Genomic DNA, 18058 nt, shown 5'->3' with positions numbered 1-18058 from the left:
CCGTGGCACGGACGAGTAGAGGGAGAACCTCATGAAAATTTTCAATTACGGGGATGTATCGCGGGTAACTTTCAATATCGGTCGTTTCCCCGCTACGGCCTTGTCAGGGTTGATCATATCCGCTGCCGTAGCACTGACCGCAGCACCCGCCGCCGCCCAGGATGCGAAGTCGACGCTGGTCGTCGCCGGTCCCCGGACGCCGGAATCCCTGGATCAGGAATACCCGCCGACCGAAGCTGTCCACGAACTGCGCCGCAACGTCTATGAACGCCTGCTGACCTATGCGCCGAAGACCGGTGAAGACGGCGTAGTCTATGAAGATTTCAGTAAAATCGTCGGAGCTTTGGCCGAAAGCTGGGAAGTTCCGCCGGACAAGACGTCGATTACTTTTAAACTGCGCAAAGGCGTCAAGAGTTCGGCTGGAAACGAACTGAATGCCGATGCTGTTATGTGGTCGTTCGAACGCGGCTGGAATCTGAAATCCAACTTTCACTGGTATATGACGCAGATCCTGAAGATCACGTCTTATCAGGATGCGTTCTCGAAGATCGACGACTATACCGTCAAGGTCAGCATTCCCAATTCCTCGCCGCTGATCGAACGTCTCTGGATCAACAGCGACCTCGGCATCCTGGACGCCGTCGAGATCAAGAAGCACGTCACCGCCGACGATCCTTGGGCGCAGCGCTGGCTGGCGACCAACAGCGCTTCGTTCGGCCCGTACTCCGTCAGCAAGTACACGCCCGGTCAGGAAGTGGTTTATGACGCGAACCCCGATTATTACCGGGGAGCGCCCAAGCTGAAGCGGATCATCTTCCGCGAGATGCCGACCTCGGCCAATCGGGTCGCGGCCTTGCAGGCAGGCTCGGTCGACGTCGCGGAGTATCTGCTGCCGCGCGAGCTGGCGTTGCTCGAGAAGTCGCCTGCCGTCAAGGTCCAGAAGGTCTTCGGCAACTACATCCACCGCGTCGAAATGAACAATTCGACGCCGCCATTCGACAATGTGAACGTCCGTAAGGCGCTGAACTATCTAGTCCCGCGCGACGATATCCTGAAGGCCGTCTACTTCAACACGGCGCGCCCGACAAAAAGCCCGATCTCGGAAATCTATCCCGGTTTCACGGACGAATACTTCACGTTCACCACTGATGTCGAAAAGGCGAAGGCGCTGCTCGCGGAAGCGGGATTGCCCAACGGCTTCAAGACCGAGATCGGATACCGCACCGGCGACCAGATCGAGGAAGAGATCGCCGTCATCCTGAAGTCCGCTTTCGCCAAGGCGGGCGTCGACGTCACCCTGTCCAAGCTGCCCGCCTCGACCCTGGTCGAGCGCTACAGCAAGGGCACCATCCCCATGTACTTCTTCCGTGACATGGCGATCGTTCCCGATGCCGCCTATGTCGCGAACCTGTGGCTCAACAGCGCCTCGCTGATCAACTACTCGCACTTCAAGAGCGACGAGGTGGACAAGCTGATCAACGAAGCCCTGACCAGCACCGACGAGCCCAAGCGGCTGGAAGGCATGAAGCGGGTTCAGCAGATCACGGTCGAATCCGCTCCCTGGGTATTCCTGGCGAACCCCGGCTATCAGGTGGCGACGCGAGCCAACCTGAAGGGCTATTCCTGGTACACGCCCAACGGCAACGCTTGGTTCGACTGGTCCAAGAACTGAAAACGGATATGCGGAGACCTGGATGAGGTCTCCGCGTGCTTGCCCGGTCCCCATAGCCGATCTTGATTGTCCCGCTCTTGAATGTGATGATTCATGACTCTTCAGAGTTTCTGGCGCGGGTTGCCGCGCCCACTCCGTATCGTCATCACGCGATTGCCCTTGATCGTGCCCCAGATGTTCGGCGTGATGCTGGTAACGTTCCTGCTGGTCCGGCTGCTTCCGGGCGACCCTACGCTCCTGATGCTGGGGAACACGGCTACGCCCGAAAGCATCGCGGCGCTTCGCGAGAAGTTGGGTCTGGACCGGACCGTGTGGGAGCAGTTCGTGGCCTATGTCGGCAATGTCCTGCAAGGCGATCTCGGCGTTTCGCTGTTCACGTCCAATCCGGTCACGGTGGACCTGATGGAGCGGGCACCGGCCACGCTCGAACTCATCACCTATGCGATGATCCTGACGGTGATCGTCGGCGTGACGCTCGCCGTCGTCTCAGTCGTCCGGAAAGGCGGGATCGTCGATAACTTCAGCCGTATCTACGGACTTGCGGCCGGCGCCATTCCGGACTTCTGGGTCGGACTGCTGCTGATCTTCTTTCTCTTCTATATCGCGGGCATCGTTCCCGCTCCCTTCGGACGGATCGACGCCTTCGTCACGGCGCCGCCCGCCGTGACCGGCTTCTACACCATCGACAGCCTGATCGCCGGCGACTGGGCTGCCTTCCAGTCTTCCGCCGGCCGTCTGCTGCTGCCGGTCCTGACGCTGGCGATCGTCAATGCCGGGGCTCTGATGAAGATGACCAAGACCACCTTCGAGGACATCTACCGCAGCGACTTCATCCGCCACCAGCGGGCCAGCGGCTTGCCGGGACGGGCGATCATCCGGAGCGCGCTGCGCAACAGCCTGCCGCCGATCATTACGCTGGTCGGTTTCCTGTTCGGTTTCCTGCTCGGTGCTGCCGTTCTGGTGGAAACGATCTTCGCCTGGGGCGGCCTCGGGCAATACGCGGTGCAGGCCGTTATCAACAGCGACTACCCTGCCCTCCAGGGCTTCGTGCTGGTGGCGGCCGGCTTCATCCTGATCGTCTACCTGATCGTGGACATCCTGTACGAACTGGCCGACCCGCGGATCAAGGTGTGAGGAGGAACCCAGCATGAAAAGCCTGCGCAGCCTCTTCACCCATATCCGCCGCCATCCGGCCGCCATGGTCGGTGTCATCCTCCTCGCCTTGCAGATCGTCGCCATCGTCTTCGCGCCGCTGCTCTCGACCCATTCGCCGACGGAAGCCGACCCAATCAGTTCGCTCCAGCCGCCCTCGTTCGAGCATTGGCTGGGCACCGACGTCTCGGGGATGGATATTTATTCGCGGATCATCTACGCGACCCGGATCAACCTTCTCATCAGCATCTCGGCGGTAGCGCTCGCCTTCGTCCTGGGCGTGCCGATCGGGCTGCTGATCGGCTACTACCGGGGCTTCGTCAGTTCGCTGATCATGCGGCTGTTCGACTTCATTCAGTCCTTCCCGGTCTTCGTGCTCGGCATGGCGCTGGTCTCGGTGATGGGACAGGAGATCTGGAACGTCGCCATCGTGCTTGCCGTGCTGTTCACCCCGATGTTCGCACGGCTGATCCGGGCGGAGGTCCTGTCGCTGAGGGAACGTCCGTTCATCAGCGCCGCCCGATGCAGCGGCGCCACCGACGCATCGATCATGTTCCGCCACATCCTGCCGAACGCGCTGACCCCGGCCATAGTCCAGGTCTCCATCAGCATCGGCATGGCGATCCTACTGACGGCCGGGCTGTCCTTCATCGGCGCCGGTGTCCGGATGCCGACGCCGGAATGGGGACTGATGGTCTCCAGCGGCGCGCAGCAGATGATCCTGGGTGTCTGGTGGGTCTCGCTGTTCCCCGGCCTTGCCATCGTGATCTCGGTACTGTGCTTCGCATTGCTCGGCGATGCCGCCAAGGAACTGTCGGACCCAACGACGAGGACCCGCCGATGAACCCGCGTGATCCCAAGGCTCTGCTAAAAGTCGACAAACTCACCGTCTCTTTCGGCGACAATACAGTCCTCGACGACGTCAGCTTCACCCTGCGCCGGGACGAAGTGCTTGGCATCGTCGGCGAGACTGGAGCCGGCAAATCGGTGCTGGCGCGGGCGCTGATCGACCTGCTGCCGGAGGGCGGGAAGATCGTGTCCGGCGACGTGGCGCTGGACGGCACTTCCATCCTGTCGATGAACCCGAAGCAAAAGCGCGAGCTGCGCGGCGGCCAGATAGCCCTGATCGGCACCAACGCGAAGGCCCTGCTCGATCCGGTGGAGAAAGTCGGAACCCAGGTCGCCCGGGTGCTGCGGGCACACCAGGGCGGCAGCCGGGGCGCCACCTGGAAGGCGGCGGTCGACCTGTTCGCCAAGGTCGGCATCGTCGATCCGGAACGGCGGGCTCATGCCTATCCGCATGAGCTTTCCGGCGGCATGGCCCAGCGCGTGGTCATCGCGATGGCGCTGATCGCCCATCCCCAGGTCGTGCTGGCCGATGATGCGACGCTGGGGCTGGACGCCACGATCCAGGTGCAGGTGCTCGACCTGCTGGTCCGGCGCTGCCGCGAACTGGGTCTCGGCGCCGTCATCATCACCCATGACCTGGGCGTCGTCGCCAATTACTGCGACCGCATCGCGATCATGCGCGAAGGCCGGATCGTCGAGCTGAAGCCGGCCGGCCTGTTCCTGAAGCAGCCGGAGGAACCCTACAGCGGTGTCCTGCTCGATGCCGCCAGGGCACGCCCGACGCCGAGAGGCGCCGCCGATGCATCGGCCGCCAAGCCGAAGACTCTGCTTCAGGTCGATAAGCTGGAGAAGTTCTTCACCGTCGGCGGATCGAACAAGGTGGTCCGCGCGGTGGACGGCGTCTCGTTCTCGGTCGGGTCCGGGGAAACGCTGGCACTAGTCGGCGAAAGCGGGTCCGGCAAGACGACGGTCGGCCAATGTCTGGTCCGCCTGCTGGACCCCGGCGGCGGCCGGGTGCTGTTCGACGGAAACGACATCACGACGCTGCCGGAGCGGGAGTTCAGGCCCATCCGCAGACGGATCCAGATGGTGTTCCAGGAGCCCTATGTCGCGCTCAACCCGCGCTGGCCGGTCGAAAGCCTGATCGGAGAACCCTTGGCGTTGATCCCGAAGACCAGCGGCGCGGCACGAGCCAAGCGCGTGCGGGAACTTCTCGACATGGTGCGGCTGCCGGCGCGGATCGCCGACTACTATCCGCACCAGCTCACCGCCGGCGAGCAGAAGCGGGTCGGCATAGCCCGGGCGCTGGCCACCAGCCCCGACTTCGTGGTGTTCGACGAACCGACAACCGCGCTCGACATTCGTGTCCGTGCCCAGATCATCGATCTGGTCAGGGATCTGCAACGGGACATGGGGTTGTCGGCGCTGTTCATTACCCACGACCTCAACTCCGTCCGGTCGCTCGCCCACTATGTCGCCGTGATGCGTCACGGCAAGATCGTCGAGCATGGCGAAACCGAGACGATCTTCGCCCGCCCGGCCGAGGATTACACCAAGGCCCTGCTCGCCGCCGAGTTGCCGATCGAGCAAAGTGAAGCCCAGCGCACACGGGCCCTGGATAGACATAGCGTGGAGCCGAGCCTGACATGAGCGAACCGACTATCCTCGTCACCGGCGCCTCCGGTCTGCTCGGCAATGCCGTCCGGGTGCTGCTGGAATCAGGCGGCCGCAAGGTCCTGCCGATAGACCGAACGCCCGGCGCCGTCGATGGGCGGGAGGTCACCGTCTGCGACCTCGGCGATGTCCATCGGCTGCACGCCCTGGCGGTCGAGAACAGGATCGTCGGCATCGTTCATTGCGGTGCCCATTCCGGCCCGATGGTGGCGCGCGACAACCCGAACTCCATGGTGCAGGTAAACATCGTCGGCACCGCCAACGTGCTGGAGATCGCCCGTATCCACGGCAGCCGCCTGGTGTTCTGTTCCTCCACCAGCGCCTACGGCAATACGCCGGACGGACCGGTGCAGGAAGACGTGCCGATGGCGCCGACCAGCGTTTACGGCGCAAGCAAAGTCGCCAGCGAGCTGCTGGTGTCGGCCTATGCCGGACAATACGGCGTCGACGGAGTCAGCCTCCGGCTGTCCTGGGTCTATGGACCGCGCCGGACGACGGACTGCGTGATCCGTACGATGATCGTGGATGCGCTGGCCGGTCTCCCAACTCGGCTGCCTTTCGGGCGCGACTTCCACCGCCAGTTCATTCATGTCGAAGACGCCGCGCGCGCGCTGGTCATGGCACTCGACAAGCCGGACCTGCCGCGCAGGACCTACAACGTGACCGGCGGCAGCTATCTAACCCTGGCGGAAATCGCCGACGTGGTCCGCAGCGTGTTTCCCGGCGCCGATATCGAGCTGGGACCGGGGGCCGATCCGGTCGACGACATACAGCGTTGCTTCGACATCTCGGCGGTCGAGAGGGATCTCGGCTACCGGCCCGCGATCAGCCTGGAACAGGGCATCAGTACTTATTCGGACTGGCTGCGCGCCGGAACCGCCTCCGCTTGACCGATACGGAAAGAGTGTCATGAACGATATCTTCAGCCTGAAGGGCCGCAAGGCGCTAGTGACCGGGGGCAGCCGGGGCATAGGGGCGGCGGTCGTCGAACTCTTCGCGCGCAGTGGCGCCGAGGTGGCGCTGTGCCATTACCATGATGAAGCGAACGCCGACGCCCTGGTCGCCCGGCTGGGCGGCGAAGGCCTCACCATCCACGCGATGCATTGCGACGTCGCCAGCGAAGCCGAAGTTGCCGAAATGGCTGCCTGGGCCGAACAGCGGCTGGGGCATGTCGACATCCTGGTGAACTGCGCCGGCATCGGCGGCGACAAGTCCTTCACCGAGATCACCGTCGCTGATTGGGACCGGATGATCGGGGTCCACCTGCGCGGCACCTTCCTGGTCACCCACGCCTTCTTCGGCAAGATGATCGAGCGCTCCTATGGCCGTGTCATCAACTTCGCTTCCCAGCTCGCCTACAAGGGTGCGCCAGGACTGGCGCATTACTGTGCCGCTAAGGCCGGGATCGTCGGTTTCACCCGTGCTTTGTCCTACGAAGGCGCCCCGCATGGCGTCATGGTGAACGGCATCGCTCCCGGTCCCGTGGAGACGGAGTTGCTGCGGGGCCTGAGCGAGGAGTGGCGGGCGATGAAGAAGGCGCAGCTGCCGATTGGGCGGTTCGGCACGGTCGATGAAATCGCCCCCACCGTCCTGATGCTCGCCTCCGAAGCGGGGGCATTCTATGTCGGGCAAACGCTGTCGCCCAACGGCGGCGACGTCATGGTCTGACGCGGCCGATCTGAAGAAGGGGCTTCGATATGAGTGATTACGATCTGATCATCCGGGGCGGAACCGTCGTCACCGCCGCCGATACGGTGCGCGCCGATGTCGGCATCCGGGGCGGGCGCATCGTCTCCGTGGCCGAAAGCCTGGAAGGCGGGGCCAAGGAGATCGACGCATCCGGGCTGCTGGTGATGCCCGGCGGCATCGACAGCCACGTCCATCTGGCCCAGCCGGCTTTCGGCGGGCCGAAGATGGCGGACGGCTTCGAGACCGGCACGCGGTCGGCGATTGCGGGCGGCAATACCACCGTCATCCCGTTCGCGCTGCAACCACGCGGCGCTTCGCTCCGCGCGAGCGTCGCCGACTACCATAAGGAAGCCGACGGCCAGAGCTATTGCGACTACGGCTTCCATCTCATCATCAGCGATCCGACTGTAAGCGTCCTGGGCCAGGAACTCCCGGCGCTGGTCGAGGACGGCTACACGTCGTTCAAGGTCTTCATGACCTATGACGACCTGGTCCTGAGCGACCGCCAGATGCTCGAGGTCTTCGACTGCGCGCGCGGCTGCGGCGCGCTGGTCATGGTCCACTGCGAGGGCTACGACGCCATCCGCTTCATGACGGAGCGGCTGGAACTCGCCGGCAAGAAGGCGCCCTACTACCACGCTGTCTCACGGCCGGAATCGGTCGAGCGCGAAGCGACCCACCGCGCCATCAGCCACGCGGAACTGACCGACGTCCCGATCATGATCGTCCATGTTTCCGGACGGGAGCCAATGGAGCAGATCCGCTGGGCGCAGCAGAAGGGACTGAAGGTCTACGGCGAAAGCTGCCCGCAATACATCGCGCTGACGGCCGACGATCTCAAGGGCCTCAACATGGACGAGACGGGCGGCAAATACGTCTGCTCGCCGCCGCCCCGCGACGAGGCGAGCTGGGGCGCCATCTGGGAAGGCATCCGGACCGGCGTCTTCCAGACCTTTTCGTCCGACCATTGCCCATTCTTCTATGAAGGCGAAATGGGCAAGCTCAACCCCAAGGCGCGCACGTCGTTCCGCTGGGTGCCCAATGGTATCCCCGGCGTCGAGACGCGCCTGCCGCTGCTGTTCTCGAAAGGGGTCGTCGAGGGGCGCATCACCCTGAACGAATTCGTGGCCTTGACCTCGACCAACCATGCACGGATGTACGGCCTCTACCCCAAGAAGGGCTCGATCGCTCCCGGCTTCGACGCCGACATCGTCCTGTGGGACCCGAACCGCAAGGAAACGATCCGGCAGGAGCTGATGCATCACGGGGCGGACTACACGCCGTACGAGGGCATCGCGGTCACCGGTTGGCCGGTGGCGACGTTCCTGCGCGGCAAGCTGGTCGCGGAAGAAGGAAAGATCCTGGGCGAGCCGGGCGACGGCGCCTTCCTGAAGCGCGACCTGTCGCCGTTCGCCGTGCCTACCGGAGCTGCGGCACCAACCGTCTAGCCATGGGTTAATCAACCATGATGCCTATCGTACTGATCACCGGAGCCGGCATCGGGATCGGCCGGGCTTCGGCCAAGGCCTTCGCCGATGCCGGGTACCGCGTCATCCTGACCGACGTCCTCGACGATGAAGGCCGTCAAGCTGCCGAGGAGATCTCGGCTGCCGGCGGACAGGCGGAGTTTCATCGCCTGGACGTCCGCGACACCGCCGGGGCGAATGCCATCGTGGCGGCGGTCGAGGCGGCCCATGGACCGATCGACGTCGTCCTCGCCAATGCCGGCATCGCCCACAAGGTCCCGCTGGCGGACCTTACCGACGAGAAATGGGAGCAGACGCTCGACATCGACCTGGGCGGCGTCATGCGGGTCGTCAGGGCCGCGGCGCCGGCGATGCGGAAACGCGGCCAGGGCTGCGTGATCGCCCTGTCGTCCATCATGGGCGTGGCCTACGGCTGGGACGAACACGTCCACTATTCGGCCGCCAAGTCGGGGGTGGTCGGTCTCGTCCGGGGGCTGGCGGTCGAACTGGCGAAGGACGGCATCCGGGTCAACGGCATCGCTCCCGGCTACATCCGCACGGCCCAGGCCCTGTCCGAGAAGCACTCGCTGGGGCCGGCCGGACTGGAAGCCGCCGCCAGCTTCATCCCGCTCGGCCGCGTCGGGGAGCCGGAGGAAATCGCCGATGTCGCCGTATTCCTCGCCTCCCAGGCGGCCCGTTATCTCACCGGACAAGTCATCGTCGTCGATGGCGGCTTGCTCGTCGGACGCTACTGACCCGGCGGCATTGCCGCCAAGTACCGGAAAAGGAGTCCCGTGACACATATCGTCCTTCTCAGCACCGGCGGAACGATCGCGTCGCGCTACAGTGCGGAACAGGGATCCGTCGTCAGCAGCGTGGCCGGCGACGAGCTTGTCTCGCTGCTCGGCCCGCTGGCGCCCGATATCCCGGTCAAGACGGAAGAGTTCAGCAACGTCGGCAGCTACAGGATCGACCTGCCCATGGCCTTCGGACTGGCCCGGCGCATCAACGCGCTGCTTGCCGATCCGGAAGTCGCGGGCGTGGTCGTCACTCACGGCACCGACACGATGGAGGAGAGCGCCTATCTGGCCGACCTCGTGCTGGAGACCGATAAGCCTGTCGTCTTCACCGGGGCGCAGATGGATGCGGACCAGCCCGATTCCGACGGCCCGAGGAACCTCGCCGATGCCATCCGCGTCGCCGCCAGCACGGAAACCCAGGGTCTGGGCGCGATGATCGTGTTCGGACAGGAGATCCACGCCGCACGGGACGCGACCAAGACCCATGCCTCCCGGCTCGGCACCTTCGCCTCCGCCGAGCATGGCAAGCTGGGCGAGATCGACGTCGGCCGGGTCAGGCTTCACCGCCGCACCATCCGGCTGGGTCCCATCAAGGCCGAAACGATCGAGCCGCGCGTCGAGCTGATCAAGCTGGTCATGGGGTCCGACGCGGTTTTCGTGACGGCGGCATTGGAGAACGGCGCGCGCGGGCTGGTGCTGGAAGGCTTCGGGCGCGGCAACGCGACGCCGGCCGTGACCGATGCCGCCGTCGAGGCGATCCGGAGCGGCATCCCGGTAGCGGTCACCTCGCGCTCTCCCCAGGGACGGGTAGAACCGGTCTACGGCGCCGGGGGAGGCTCGGATCTGGCGGCGGCGGGAGCGGTCTTCTGCGGCGATCTCAGCGGCATCAAGGCGCGAATCCTGCTGGCGCTGTTGCTGGGATCGGGCGCGGACCCGTCGATCGTCCGGCAGCGGATGGAGTTGCACGCCAATTAGGGCCACTCAAGGCTTTCAACGAAAAGCATCACTTACAGGGAAGAAGAAACCATGACGAAGGAAATCCTGGTATCCTACGGGGTCGACGTCGACGCGGTCGCGGGCTGGCTCGGATCCTACGGCGGCGAGGACAGCCCCTGCGATATCTCCCGCGGCGTCTTCGCGGGCCGGGTCGGCAGCAAGCGGTTGCTTCGGATGTTCGAGAAATGGGACATCAAGACGACGTGGTTCATGCCCGGCCATTCGATCGAGACCTTCCGGGAGGAGATGAAGGCTGTCGCCGATGCCGGACACGAGGTCGGCATGCATGGCTACAGCCATGAGAACCCCATTGCGATGACGCCGGTCCAGGAAGAGGCGATCTTCGATAAATGCGTCGATCTGATCACCGAACTGTCGGGCAAGCCGCCGCGCGGCTACGTGGCGCCGTGGTGGGAGTTCGGGTCCAAGACCAACGAGCTGCTGCTGAAGAAGGGCATCAAGTACGACCATTCGCTGATGCACAACGACCACCATCCCTATTACGTGACGGTCGGCGACGAGTGGACCAAGATCGACTACTCGCAGCATCCCTCGGCCTGGATGAAGCCCTATGTCACCGGGCAGGAAACAGACCTGATCGAAATCCCGGCATCCTGGTACCTGGACGACCTGCCGCCGATGATGTTCATCAAGGCCGCTCCCAACAGCCACGGTTTCGTCAACCCGCACGACATCGAGCAGATGTGGCGCGACCAGTTCGACTGGGTCTACGAGAACTACGACTACGCGGTGTTCCCGCTGACGATCCACCCGGATGTATCGGGTAAGCCGCATGTCCTGCAAATGCACCAGCGGTTGTTCGACTACTTGAAGGGCCACGACGGCGTCCGCTTCGTCACGATGGAGGAGATCGCCACGGACTTCGCCACCCGGTTCCCGAAGTCCGGCTCGGCGCGGCCCGAGTCCTGACCGCCATGTGCGGGCTTTGCGGCACCTTCGGGTCCGCCGATCACTGGACCGACGGCGTGGGAGAGGCGGGGACATCGTTCCCCGCCGCCGAACGGCGGCGCCGCGCGGGCGTCGCCAACGAGGTGTTGGGCCTCTATGGGCTGAAGCTGATGGAGTGGTCGAACCGCTTTACGCTGACCGGCCGGACCGGTAAATCGGCCGTAGTCGATCAGTTCGGCGCGATCTGGGCCGAGGCTGAAAAACTGACCGGGCGGGTCTGCGATCCGCTCGATCCTGCTGTGATCGAAGCGATGGAAGCCCGTCGCGGCACGGGCAGTCCTGTGTGACCCAATGAACCCGGAAACTTCGTTGCCGCCGGTGACGGTTAACATCCTGACCGGCTTCCTCGGCTCCGGCAAGACCTCGCTGCTCAAGAGGCTGTTGGCCCTGCCCGCCCTGAAGGACGCGGCGGTGCTGATCAACGAGTTCGGCGAGGTCGGGATCGACCATTTCCTGGTCGAGGAAGTCGATGACGACGTGGTGCTGCTGAAGAGCGGCTGCATCTGCTGCACCATTCGCGGCGATCTGAAGGGCTCGCTCCTGGATCTACACGAACGCCGCGCCGCCGGACGCGTGCCGCCCTTCAGCCGGCTGATCCTGGAAACGACGGGACTGGCCGATCCCGGCCCCATCGTCGCCACCCTGGTCGCCGACCCTGTTCTCCGCCATCAGTTCCGGATGGGCAACATCGTGACGGTGGTGGATGCGGTCAACGGGGCGGAGAACCTGGACAGATTTCCCGAATCCTCGCGACAGGCCGCCGTCGCCGACCGGCTCGTGATGTCCAAGACGGATCTGGCCGATGAGGAAACGATAAACGCCCTCCGGCACAGGCTGGCCGGCCTGAACCCGGCCGCCGACATCCTTCCGCTCGACGACGTCCGGATACCGGACGCGGCCCTGTTCGTCAGCGACATCCACGACCCCACGGCCAGGGCGCGCGAAGTGGCCCGCTGGTTGGCTGCCGAAGCGCACCATCATGACCATCACAGTCACGACCTAAACCGCCATGGCGATATCAGGGCCTTCGTCCTGACATCCGATGCTCCCCTCGACTGGGCGAGGTTCGGGCTGTGGCTGTCGATGCTCCTCAACCGGCACGGCACGGAAGTCCTCCGGCTGAAGGGCCTGCTGTCGATCCAGGGCGTCGATACGCCGGTCGTGATCCAGGGCGTGCAGCACCTGATCCACAAGCCCGTGCACCTCGACGACTGGCCCGACGGCATCGTCGGGACCCGCATCGTCGTGATCGCGAAGGGACTAGACCCGGAGATCGTCAGGAGGTCGTTCGCTGCTTTCGTCGATCAGACGAACTGAAAAGGATCGTAGCAGCTGCCGCCCGCACCGGCGGCGATCTAGTTGACCCCAAAAGCGGTTTTCACATATATATGTGACACATGGGGGTGCGATATGCTGAGGAACACGACGCTCAACCTACCGGACGATCTTGTAGCTCGGGCCAAGTCTTATGCAGCCGCGCATGGGACGACGATGACGGCAATCGTCCGAGAGCACTTGGAGGCGGTGACCTCGGATGGCACCGACCGCATCACGGACGATCCGTTGCTGGCGTACTCGCAAGGGCGATTGGCCAGGAACGAGGCGATCAGGCTTCTTGGACTGCGCGACTACGCCGAGTTGCTCGTAGCACTTGGGGATGCCGACCTGCCACTTCCGCAGCCGCCAACCCATGACGTCGAGAACCAAGCCGTAACTTTTGCCAAACTCTGGAAGCAGTCTTGAAACGGTGCACCGTCATCATTCCCGATGCCGGACCCTTCAACAGCCTTTGGGTGGCCGACCGGTTGGATTTGCTGCTCGCACTGGACATGCGATTGGTCGTGGTCGATGCGGTTTACGACGAGTTGACCAGCGATCTTTCCTATCTCAAGGACCGGACCGTCAAGGCATTCATCGACAACAATCAGCCACCATTCATCATCGAGAACACCGAGATCGGGGAACAGGAGCGCGAAAAGCGTCGCACCGGAAAGAAGCTCAAGAAGAACGCCGGCGAACTCGCCATCGTCGATTTTATGTCGTCGGACGACGGCCTGCTCAAGTATGTCAGCTTTGGCGAACCGGTGGCCATCCTATTCGAGGACGCCGGAGTCCGCGTCTTCAACAAGCCGCCGAACCTCCACCTGCTTTCGACCGTCGGACTGCTGCGGGGCCTGGAGCGGGTCGGCGTGATCCTGTCGGCGAATGCGATCATCCACGAGATGACGCATCCATCGAAACCGGATCGACGCCCTGCGAACAAGCGCATCTTCACCGACCTGCCGGATGGCGTCGATGATCCGGCAGCCATAGGTAGCGCTCGGGGTCCATCGTAGTTAATCGTTACGACAGCGGCGCCGATGGAAAGTGAAAAAGGCTCGACAACTGAATGAGAGGCGAGGGTGTTCAGTGAGGATCGGAATGCCGCGGAATTCGGCGGACAAAAACTGAACCGCATGGAAGCTGGCTTTGCCAGGGATGCCATGGTGCTGGAACTCGCCAGCCTGCGTGACCTGCTCCGGTCGCGGGAAAAGGCGCCCGCGCAAGCCGGGCAGCGAAGCGACCCTCTGCTGCCGGGTACCGGCATTGCCGTTCATAGCGTGGCGGCTCTGGTCAGGCCCGCCGCGAACGGCCGCCTTGACCTGTCCGAAGCCGAAGCGGCGTTTCCTGGGCTGAGCCGTGACCAGATCCTGACCGCATTCCGGCACAGCCGCGCCTGTCCCGTCCGGGGGGAGGCTTATCCGGCCGACCGCCTGATGACGCGAATCGACCGGATGGAGCGGATGCTGGTGTCGGATTAGGCACCCTGTAGAAGCAGCCAGAGGCCGCTTCTAATCGATCAAGCTTCCGACCGCTGTTTCTTCCCACCACTCATGACGGCCACGCTTGCCAGCACAACCGCCGACAGGATGATCAGCAGCGACGAGATCGCGGCGATCGTCGGATCGATCTGGTCGCGCAGCGACTGGAACATGCGGCGTGTCAGCACAGTGTTGTCGCCGCCGGCGATGAACAGGCCGATGACCACCTCGTCGAGCGAGGTGATGAAGGCGAACAGGGCGCCCGAGATCACCGACAGCTTGATCTGCGGCAGGGTCACCAGCATGAATGCTTTCCAGCGCGGGGCGCCCAGGCTCCTCGCCACCTTTTCCTGCGTCATGTCGTAGCTGCGCAGGCCCGACATCACCGTGACCACCACGAACGGCACCGCTAGCAGCGTATGGGCCAGCACGATCCCGAACAGCGTGTTGACCAGTTGAAGCTGGATGTAGATGTAGAAGATGCCGATGCCGATCAGGATCACTGGCACCATCTGCGGCAGCAGCAGGATCACCTGAAGCACCGGTGTCAGCCGCAGCCGGACGGCATTGAGGGCATAGGCGGCGGCGACGCCCAGCGGCGTTGCGATCAGCGCCGTCAGGACGGCGGCGGCGAACGACACCCGCGTCGAGGCCATCCATTCCGGCGAGTTGAAGTAGCTGGCGTACCAGCGGAGCGACCATTCGCGGGGCGGAAACTCCAGGTATTCCGACCCGGAGAACGACATCGGCACGACGATCAGCATCGGCACGATCAGGAACAGCAGGACGGCGGCGACCAGGACGTAGAGCCACGCTCGCCGCCAGTGGGAAATCGGTATCGGCTGTGCTGACATCGCTTACCCCTTGAACATGCGTTCGAGCCCGGCAAGCCGGTGAGCCACCAGGAAGATCAGACCGACGAAGACCAGAAGCGCCACGCCCAGCGCACTTCCCGCTCCCCAGTCGAAATACATGCCGATGTTCTGCTGGATCTTCATGGAGACGGTTGTCACCCGGCCACCGCCCAGGATCTGCGGCGTTACGTAGAACCCGAGGCAGATGATGAACACCAGAAGCGATCCGGCGATCAGCCCCGGCAGCGACAGCGGCAGGAAGATCTTCAGGAACGCCTGGGTCGGCGAAGCGCCCAGGTTGGACGCGGCCCGGACATAGTCCATGTCGATCGCCTTGATCGAGGCGTAGAGCGGCAGGATCAGAAACGGCAGCATGATATGGGTCATGCCGATCACCGTTCCCGTGTAGTTGTGGACCAGTTGCAGCGGCTCGTCGATGATGCCCGCCGATATCAGCGTCGTGTTGATGACGCCGGTCCGCTGAAGCAGCACCAGCCAGGCATATGTGCGGACAAGCAGGCTGGTCCAGAACGGCAGGATGACCAGCGCCATCCCCAGCGTCGCCCAGCGCCGGGGCAGTTGCGCCAGCAAGTAGGCGACAGGATAGCCCAGCAGCACGCAGATCAGCGTGACCAGGATGCTGAGGCTGAACGTGGTCTGGAAGATCGCGATATAGGAGGAATGCTCGACCATCCTTAGGTAATGGTCGAAGGTGAAGACGCCGCGCTTGAAGAACGACAGGCCGAACAGCCAGCCGACTGGGATCAGCAGCAGGGCCGTTACCAGCAGCAGGCTGGGCAGCGAAAGACCCAGGATTCGGCGCTGCTCGGACCGGGAATCCGCCGCCAGTTCGCCGCTGTGGGGACGGGCAGCGGCCGGCCTGCCGAGGCCGTGCGCCCCCTGAACCGGGATGTCCATCGTCATGCCGCCATCTCCGGCACGATGATCGTGTCGTCCCGGTGCAGCCCGAGCGTCACCGTTTGGCCGACTTCCGGCAGGCTGGTGAACACGCCCTGACGGGTGCCTTTCCGCACCGCCAGCCGGTTGCCGTCGCCGATCCGGACATAGACCAGCACCGCCTCGCCCTGGAAGATGATCTCGTCAACGGTGCCGGAGATACGGTTATAGCCGTCCTCCGCACCGTTGAGGAATTCCAGCTTCTCAGGCCGCACCAACAGGAAGTGCCGCCCCTTGCCCGCCGCCTGCGGGTTGCTCGACGCAATGGCGGAGCCGGCCAGCGAAGCGCCTCCCCGCCCGTCCCATTCGACCGGCAGGAAGGTGGATTCGCCGATGAAATCAGCCACGAACTGGTCGGCCGGACGATCGTAGATGTCGCGCGGCGTCGCAAGCTGGCGGATGGCGCCCTTGCACATGACGGCGATCCTGTCCGACATGGTCAGCGCTTCGCGCTGATCGTGCGTGACGTAGACCGTCGTCATGCCGAGCCGGTCATGCAGATGCTTCAACTCGATCTGCATCTCTTCCCGCAGCTTCTTGTCGAGCGCCGAGAGAGGCTCGTCCATCAGGACGATCTTCGGCTCGAACACCAGGGCGCGGGCCAGCGCCACGCGCTGGCGCTGGCCGCCCGAGAGCTGGTCGACGCCCCGGTCGATGAAGCTTTCGAGCTGCACCTGGGCCAGCGCCCGCCGCACCCGCGTCTCGATCTCCGCCCTCGCGACCTTGCGCAGCTTCAAGGGAAACGCAACGTTTCCTGCGACATCCATATGAGGAAACAACGCGTAGTTCTGGAACACCATGCCGATGTCCCGCTTGTGCGGCGGGGTCCGGACGATCTCCTGCCCCGCCACCTGGATGCTGCCGGCATCCGGCCGGGTGAACCCGGCCAGGATCATCAGCAGCGTGGTCTTGCCCGAGCCCGAAGGTCCGAGCAGCGTCATGAACTCGCCGGCGGCGATATCCATGTCGATGCCCTCGAGGGCCACGAAGTCGCCGTAAGTCTTGCGAACGCTGCGGATGGTTATCGGGTTGGCCATGTGCAGCCTCTCGATTTGCGGTTTTTCAAAACTGACCGGACAGGCAGCCGGCTTTCTTCCAAGCCGGCTTACTTCTGGGTGAAGCTGTCCCAGCGCTCCTGAAGCTCGGCGCCGTTCTCGCCCCACCACTGGGCATCGACCACGACCTGCTTCTTCATGTTTTCGGGCGAGGAGTTCAGCAGCGCCTTCTGCTCCGCCGTCAGGACGTCCAAGTCGAAGGCCTTGGCATTGACTGGACCGTAGTTGATGTATTTCGGTATTTCCGCCTGCTGTTCGGGGGAGACGAACATGGCGATTGCTTTCTGCGCCAGCTCGACGTTCTTCGATCCCTTGGGGATCGCCAGGCAGTCGGCGTTCAGGAGACCCTGGTCGTAGGTGTAGTCGGCGTTGGCGCCGTCCTTCATGGCGGACGAAAGCCGCCCGTTCCAGATCGCGAGCATATCGACCTCGCCGTCCTTGATGAGCTGCGCCGACTGGGCACCCGATCCCCACCATGTCGTGATGTGCGGCTTGATCTCTTCCAGCTTCTTGAACGCGCGGTCGGCGTCGAGCGGATACAGCTTGTCGAGCGGCACGCCGTCGGCCAACAGGGCCAGTTCCATGATGACTTGCGGGTTGTTGCGGAGCGACCGGCTGCCAGGGAAGTCCTTGGCATTCCAGAAATCGGCCCAGGTCTTGGGTTGCTTGTCGAGTTTCTTGTTCCAGGCAAGGACGGTCGAATAATAGATGATGCCGATCCAGTCGTCATTGACCATCGGCTTGGCGATGCCATCGGCCTTGATGACGTCATAGTCCAGCGGCTCGAACAATCCTTCCGCAGCACCGATCGCGCAGTCCGTTGCGCCCAGATCGACCACGTCCCAACTGACGCTGCCGGAACGCACCTGCAAGCGGACCTCGGCCAAGCCGCTCAACGTATCTTCCTTGATGTCGATGCCGAGCGCTTTTGCCGTCGGCTCGAACATGGCCTTCCGCTGGGCATCCTGATACGACCCGCCGAACGACACGACCGTCAACGTGTCCTTGGCCTCGGCCACCGTCGCCGTCAGCAATGCCGCGACTGACACGGCGCCGAAAAGCGCCCGAAGTTTTCCTGTATTCATCGCCGTCACTCTCCTCTGTTCTTTTTGCAGGCTTGTTGT

At 63.8% G+C, this 18058-nt stretch carries 19 protein-coding genes; 15 read left to right on the top strand and 4 right to left on the bottom strand.

From position 1 onward, the window contains the following. Positions 1-31 precede the first annotated feature (31 nt). The 15 genes from N826_RS17290 to N826_RS17220 all read left to right on the top strand — a co-directional run bounded on the left by N826_RS17290 (position 32) and on the right by N826_RS17220 (position 14068). Positions 32-1672, top strand: coding sequence for an ABC transporter substrate-binding protein (locus N826_RS17290; RefSeq protein ID WP_044430825.1), 1641 nt, complete (start codon positions 32-34; stop codon positions 1670-1672). 93 nt (positions 1673-1765) lie between these two features. Beyond that, complete coding sequence (locus N826_RS17285) at positions 1766-2806, top strand: ABC transporter permease (protein WP_044430823.1); 1041 nt, start codon at positions 1766-1768, stop codon at positions 2804-2806. Between the two features lie 13 nt (positions 2807-2819). Then, a complete protein-coding gene (locus tag N826_RS17280; RefSeq protein ID WP_186818073.1) occupies positions 2820-3668 on the top strand; it encodes an ABC transporter permease in 849 nt (282 codons plus the stop codon). Further along, positions 3665-5323: an ATP-binding cassette domain-containing protein gene (locus tag N826_RS17275; RefSeq protein ID WP_044430821.1), complete on the top strand. Its 1659-nt coding sequence runs from the start codon at positions 3665-3667 to the stop codon at positions 5321-5323. Before N826_RS17280 ends, N826_RS17275 begins: the two co-directional genes overlap by 4 nt. Continuing rightward, on the top strand, positions 5320-6237 hold the full coding sequence (locus N826_RS17270) for an NAD-dependent epimerase/dehydratase family protein (protein ID WP_044430820.1): 918 nt from the start codon (positions 5320-5322) through the stop codon (positions 6235-6237). Before N826_RS17275 ends, N826_RS17270 begins: the two co-directional genes overlap by 4 nt. 19 nt (positions 6238-6256) lie before the next feature. Next, positions 6257-7015 carry an SDR family NAD(P)-dependent oxidoreductase gene (locus N826_RS17265; protein WP_044430818.1) on the top strand — a complete coding sequence of 253 codons (759 nt, stop codon included), beginning with the start codon at positions 6257-6259 and terminating at the stop codon, positions 7013-7015. A 29-nt stretch (positions 7016-7044) separates the two neighbouring features. Then, entirely contained in the window at positions 7045-8484 is a 1440-nt protein-coding gene (gene hydA, locus N826_RS17260; protein WP_044430816.1) for a dihydropyrimidinase, read from the top strand. Between the two features lie 17 nt (positions 8485-8501). Then, a complete protein-coding gene (locus tag N826_RS17255; RefSeq protein ID WP_211099316.1) occupies positions 8502-9257 on the top strand; it encodes an SDR family NAD(P)-dependent oxidoreductase in 756 nt (251 codons plus the stop codon). Positions 9258-9296: 39 nt separating this feature from the next. Further along, positions 9297-10277 (top strand): asparaginase, encoded by a 981-nt coding sequence (locus N826_RS17250; RefSeq protein WP_044430814.1) that lies wholly within the window; start codon positions 9297-9299, stop codon positions 10275-10277. Positions 10278-10328: 51 nt separating this feature from the next. Further along, a complete protein-coding gene (locus tag N826_RS17245) occupies positions 10329-11228 on the top strand; it encodes a polysaccharide deacetylase family protein (protein WP_044430812.1) in 900 nt (299 codons plus the stop codon). Positions 11229-11233: 5 nt separating this feature from the next. Further along, positions 11234-11554: a hypothetical protein gene (locus N826_RS17240; RefSeq protein WP_044430810.1), complete on the top strand. Its 321-nt coding sequence runs from the start codon at positions 11234-11236 to the stop codon at positions 11552-11554. A gap of 31 nt (positions 11555-11585) precedes the next feature. Beyond that, positions 11586-12584 (top strand): CobW family GTP-binding protein, encoded by a 999-nt coding sequence (locus N826_RS17235; RefSeq protein ID WP_244619477.1) that lies wholly within the window; start codon positions 11586-11588, stop codon positions 12582-12584. 93 nt (positions 12585-12677) lie between these two features. Continuing rightward, the gene (locus N826_RS17230; RefSeq protein ID WP_044430808.1) at positions 12678-13010 is read left to right on the top strand and encodes a DUF6364 family protein; all 333 of its coding nucleotides are present in this window, start codon (positions 12678-12680) and stop codon (positions 13008-13010) included. Further along, entirely contained in the window at positions 13007-13603 is a 597-nt protein-coding gene (locus tag N826_RS17225; protein ID WP_044430807.1) for a hypothetical protein, read from the top strand. The genes N826_RS17230 and N826_RS17225 overlap by 4 nt, the downstream gene beginning before the upstream one ends. A gap of 120 nt (positions 13604-13723) precedes the next feature. After that, positions 13724-14068 (top strand): hypothetical protein, encoded by a 345-nt coding sequence (locus N826_RS17220; RefSeq protein ID WP_147040325.1) that lies wholly within the window; start codon positions 13724-13726, stop codon positions 14066-14068. Between the two features lie 38 nt (positions 14069-14106). Here N826_RS17220 and N826_RS17215 read toward each other — a convergent pair whose 3' ends face one another. The 4 genes from N826_RS17215 to N826_RS17200 all read right to left on the bottom strand — a co-directional run bounded on the left by N826_RS17215 (position 14107) and on the right by N826_RS17200 (position 18019). Beyond that, a complete protein-coding gene (locus N826_RS17215) occupies positions 14107-14922 on the bottom strand; it encodes an ABC transporter permease (protein WP_044430805.1) in 816 nt (271 codons plus the stop codon). Positions 14923-14925: 3 nt separating this feature from the next. After that, the gene (locus N826_RS17210) at positions 14926-15846 is read right to left on the bottom strand and encodes an ABC transporter permease (protein ID WP_084720841.1); all 921 of its coding nucleotides are present in this window, start codon (positions 15844-15846) and stop codon (positions 14926-14928) included. Continuing rightward, positions 15843-16916, bottom strand: a complete 1074-nt coding sequence (locus N826_RS17205) for an ABC transporter ATP-binding protein (RefSeq protein WP_044430804.1) — start codon at positions 16914-16916, stop codon at positions 15843-15845. Before N826_RS17205 ends, N826_RS17210 begins: the two co-directional genes overlap by 4 nt. A 68-nt stretch (positions 16917-16984) precedes the next feature. Then, a complete protein-coding gene (locus N826_RS17200) occupies positions 16985-18019 on the bottom strand; it encodes an ABC transporter substrate-binding protein (protein ID WP_147040323.1) in 1035 nt (344 codons plus the stop codon). Positions 18020-18058 lie beyond the last annotated feature (39 nt).

It is taken from the genome of Skermanella aerolata KACC 11604, from assembly GCF_000936425.1.
GTDB lineage: Bacteria > Pseudomonadota > Alphaproteobacteria > Azospirillales > Azospirillaceae > Skermanella > Skermanella aerolata.
This window is presented reverse-complemented; position numbering and strand designations above follow the sequence as displayed.

What these genes read in the sequence shown, in the direction of transcription:
- N826_RS17210 (WP_084720841.1), bottom strand. Translation starts at nt 15,846, where the DNA reads ATGACGATGGACATCCCGGTTCAGGGGGCGCACGGCCTCGGCAGGCCG.
- N826_RS17230 (WP_044430808.1), top strand. Translation starts at nt 12,678, where the DNA reads ATGCTGAGGAACACGACGCTCAACCTACCGGACGATCTTGTAGCTCGG.
- N826_RS17220 (WP_147040325.1), top strand. Translation starts at nt 13,724, where the DNA reads ATGGAAGCTGGCTTTGCCAGGGATGCCATGGTGCTGGAACTCGCCAGC.
- N826_RS17290 (WP_044430825.1), top strand. Translation starts at nt 32, where the DNA reads ATGAAAATTTTCAATTACGGGGATGTATCGCGGGTAACTTTCAATATC.
- N826_RS17215 (WP_044430805.1), bottom strand. Translation starts at nt 14,922, where the DNA reads ATGTCAGCACAGCCGATACCGATTTCCCACTGGCGGCGAGCGTGGCTC.
- N826_RS17275 (WP_044430821.1), top strand. Translation starts at nt 3,665, where the DNA reads ATGAACCCGCGTGATCCCAAGGCTCTGCTAAAAGTCGACAAACTCACC.
- N826_RS17280 (WP_186818073.1), top strand. Translation starts at nt 2,820, where the DNA reads ATGAAAAGCCTGCGCAGCCTCTTCACCCATATCCGCCGCCATCCGGCC.
- hydA (WP_044430816.1), top strand. Translation starts at nt 7,045, where the DNA reads ATGAGTGATTACGATCTGATCATCCGGGGCGGAACCGTCGTCACCGCC.
- N826_RS17255 (WP_211099316.1), top strand. Translation starts at nt 8,502, where the DNA reads ATGATGCCTATCGTACTGATCACCGGAGCCGGCATCGGGATCGGCCGG.
- N826_RS17285 (WP_044430823.1), top strand. Translation starts at nt 1,766, where the DNA reads ATGACTCTTCAGAGTTTCTGGCGCGGGTTGCCGCGCCCACTCCGTATC.
- N826_RS17245 (WP_044430812.1), top strand. Translation starts at nt 10,329, where the DNA reads ATGACGAAGGAAATCCTGGTATCCTACGGGGTCGACGTCGACGCGGTC.
- N826_RS17205 (WP_044430804.1), bottom strand. Translation starts at nt 16,916, where the DNA reads ATGGCCAACCCGATAACCATCCGCAGCGTTCGCAAGACTTACGGCGAC.
- N826_RS17265 (WP_044430818.1), top strand. Translation starts at nt 6,257, where the DNA reads ATGAACGATATCTTCAGCCTGAAGGGCCGCAAGGCGCTAGTGACCGGG.
- N826_RS17270 (WP_044430820.1), top strand. Translation starts at nt 5,320, where the DNA reads ATGAGCGAACCGACTATCCTCGTCACCGGCGCCTCCGGTCTGCTCGGC.
- N826_RS17200 (WP_147040323.1), bottom strand. Translation starts at nt 18,019, where the DNA reads ATGAATACAGGAAAACTTCGGGCGCTTTTCGGCGCCGTGTCAGTCGCG.
- N826_RS17240 (WP_044430810.1), top strand. Translation starts at nt 11,234, where the DNA reads ATGTGCGGGCTTTGCGGCACCTTCGGGTCCGCCGATCACTGGACCGAC.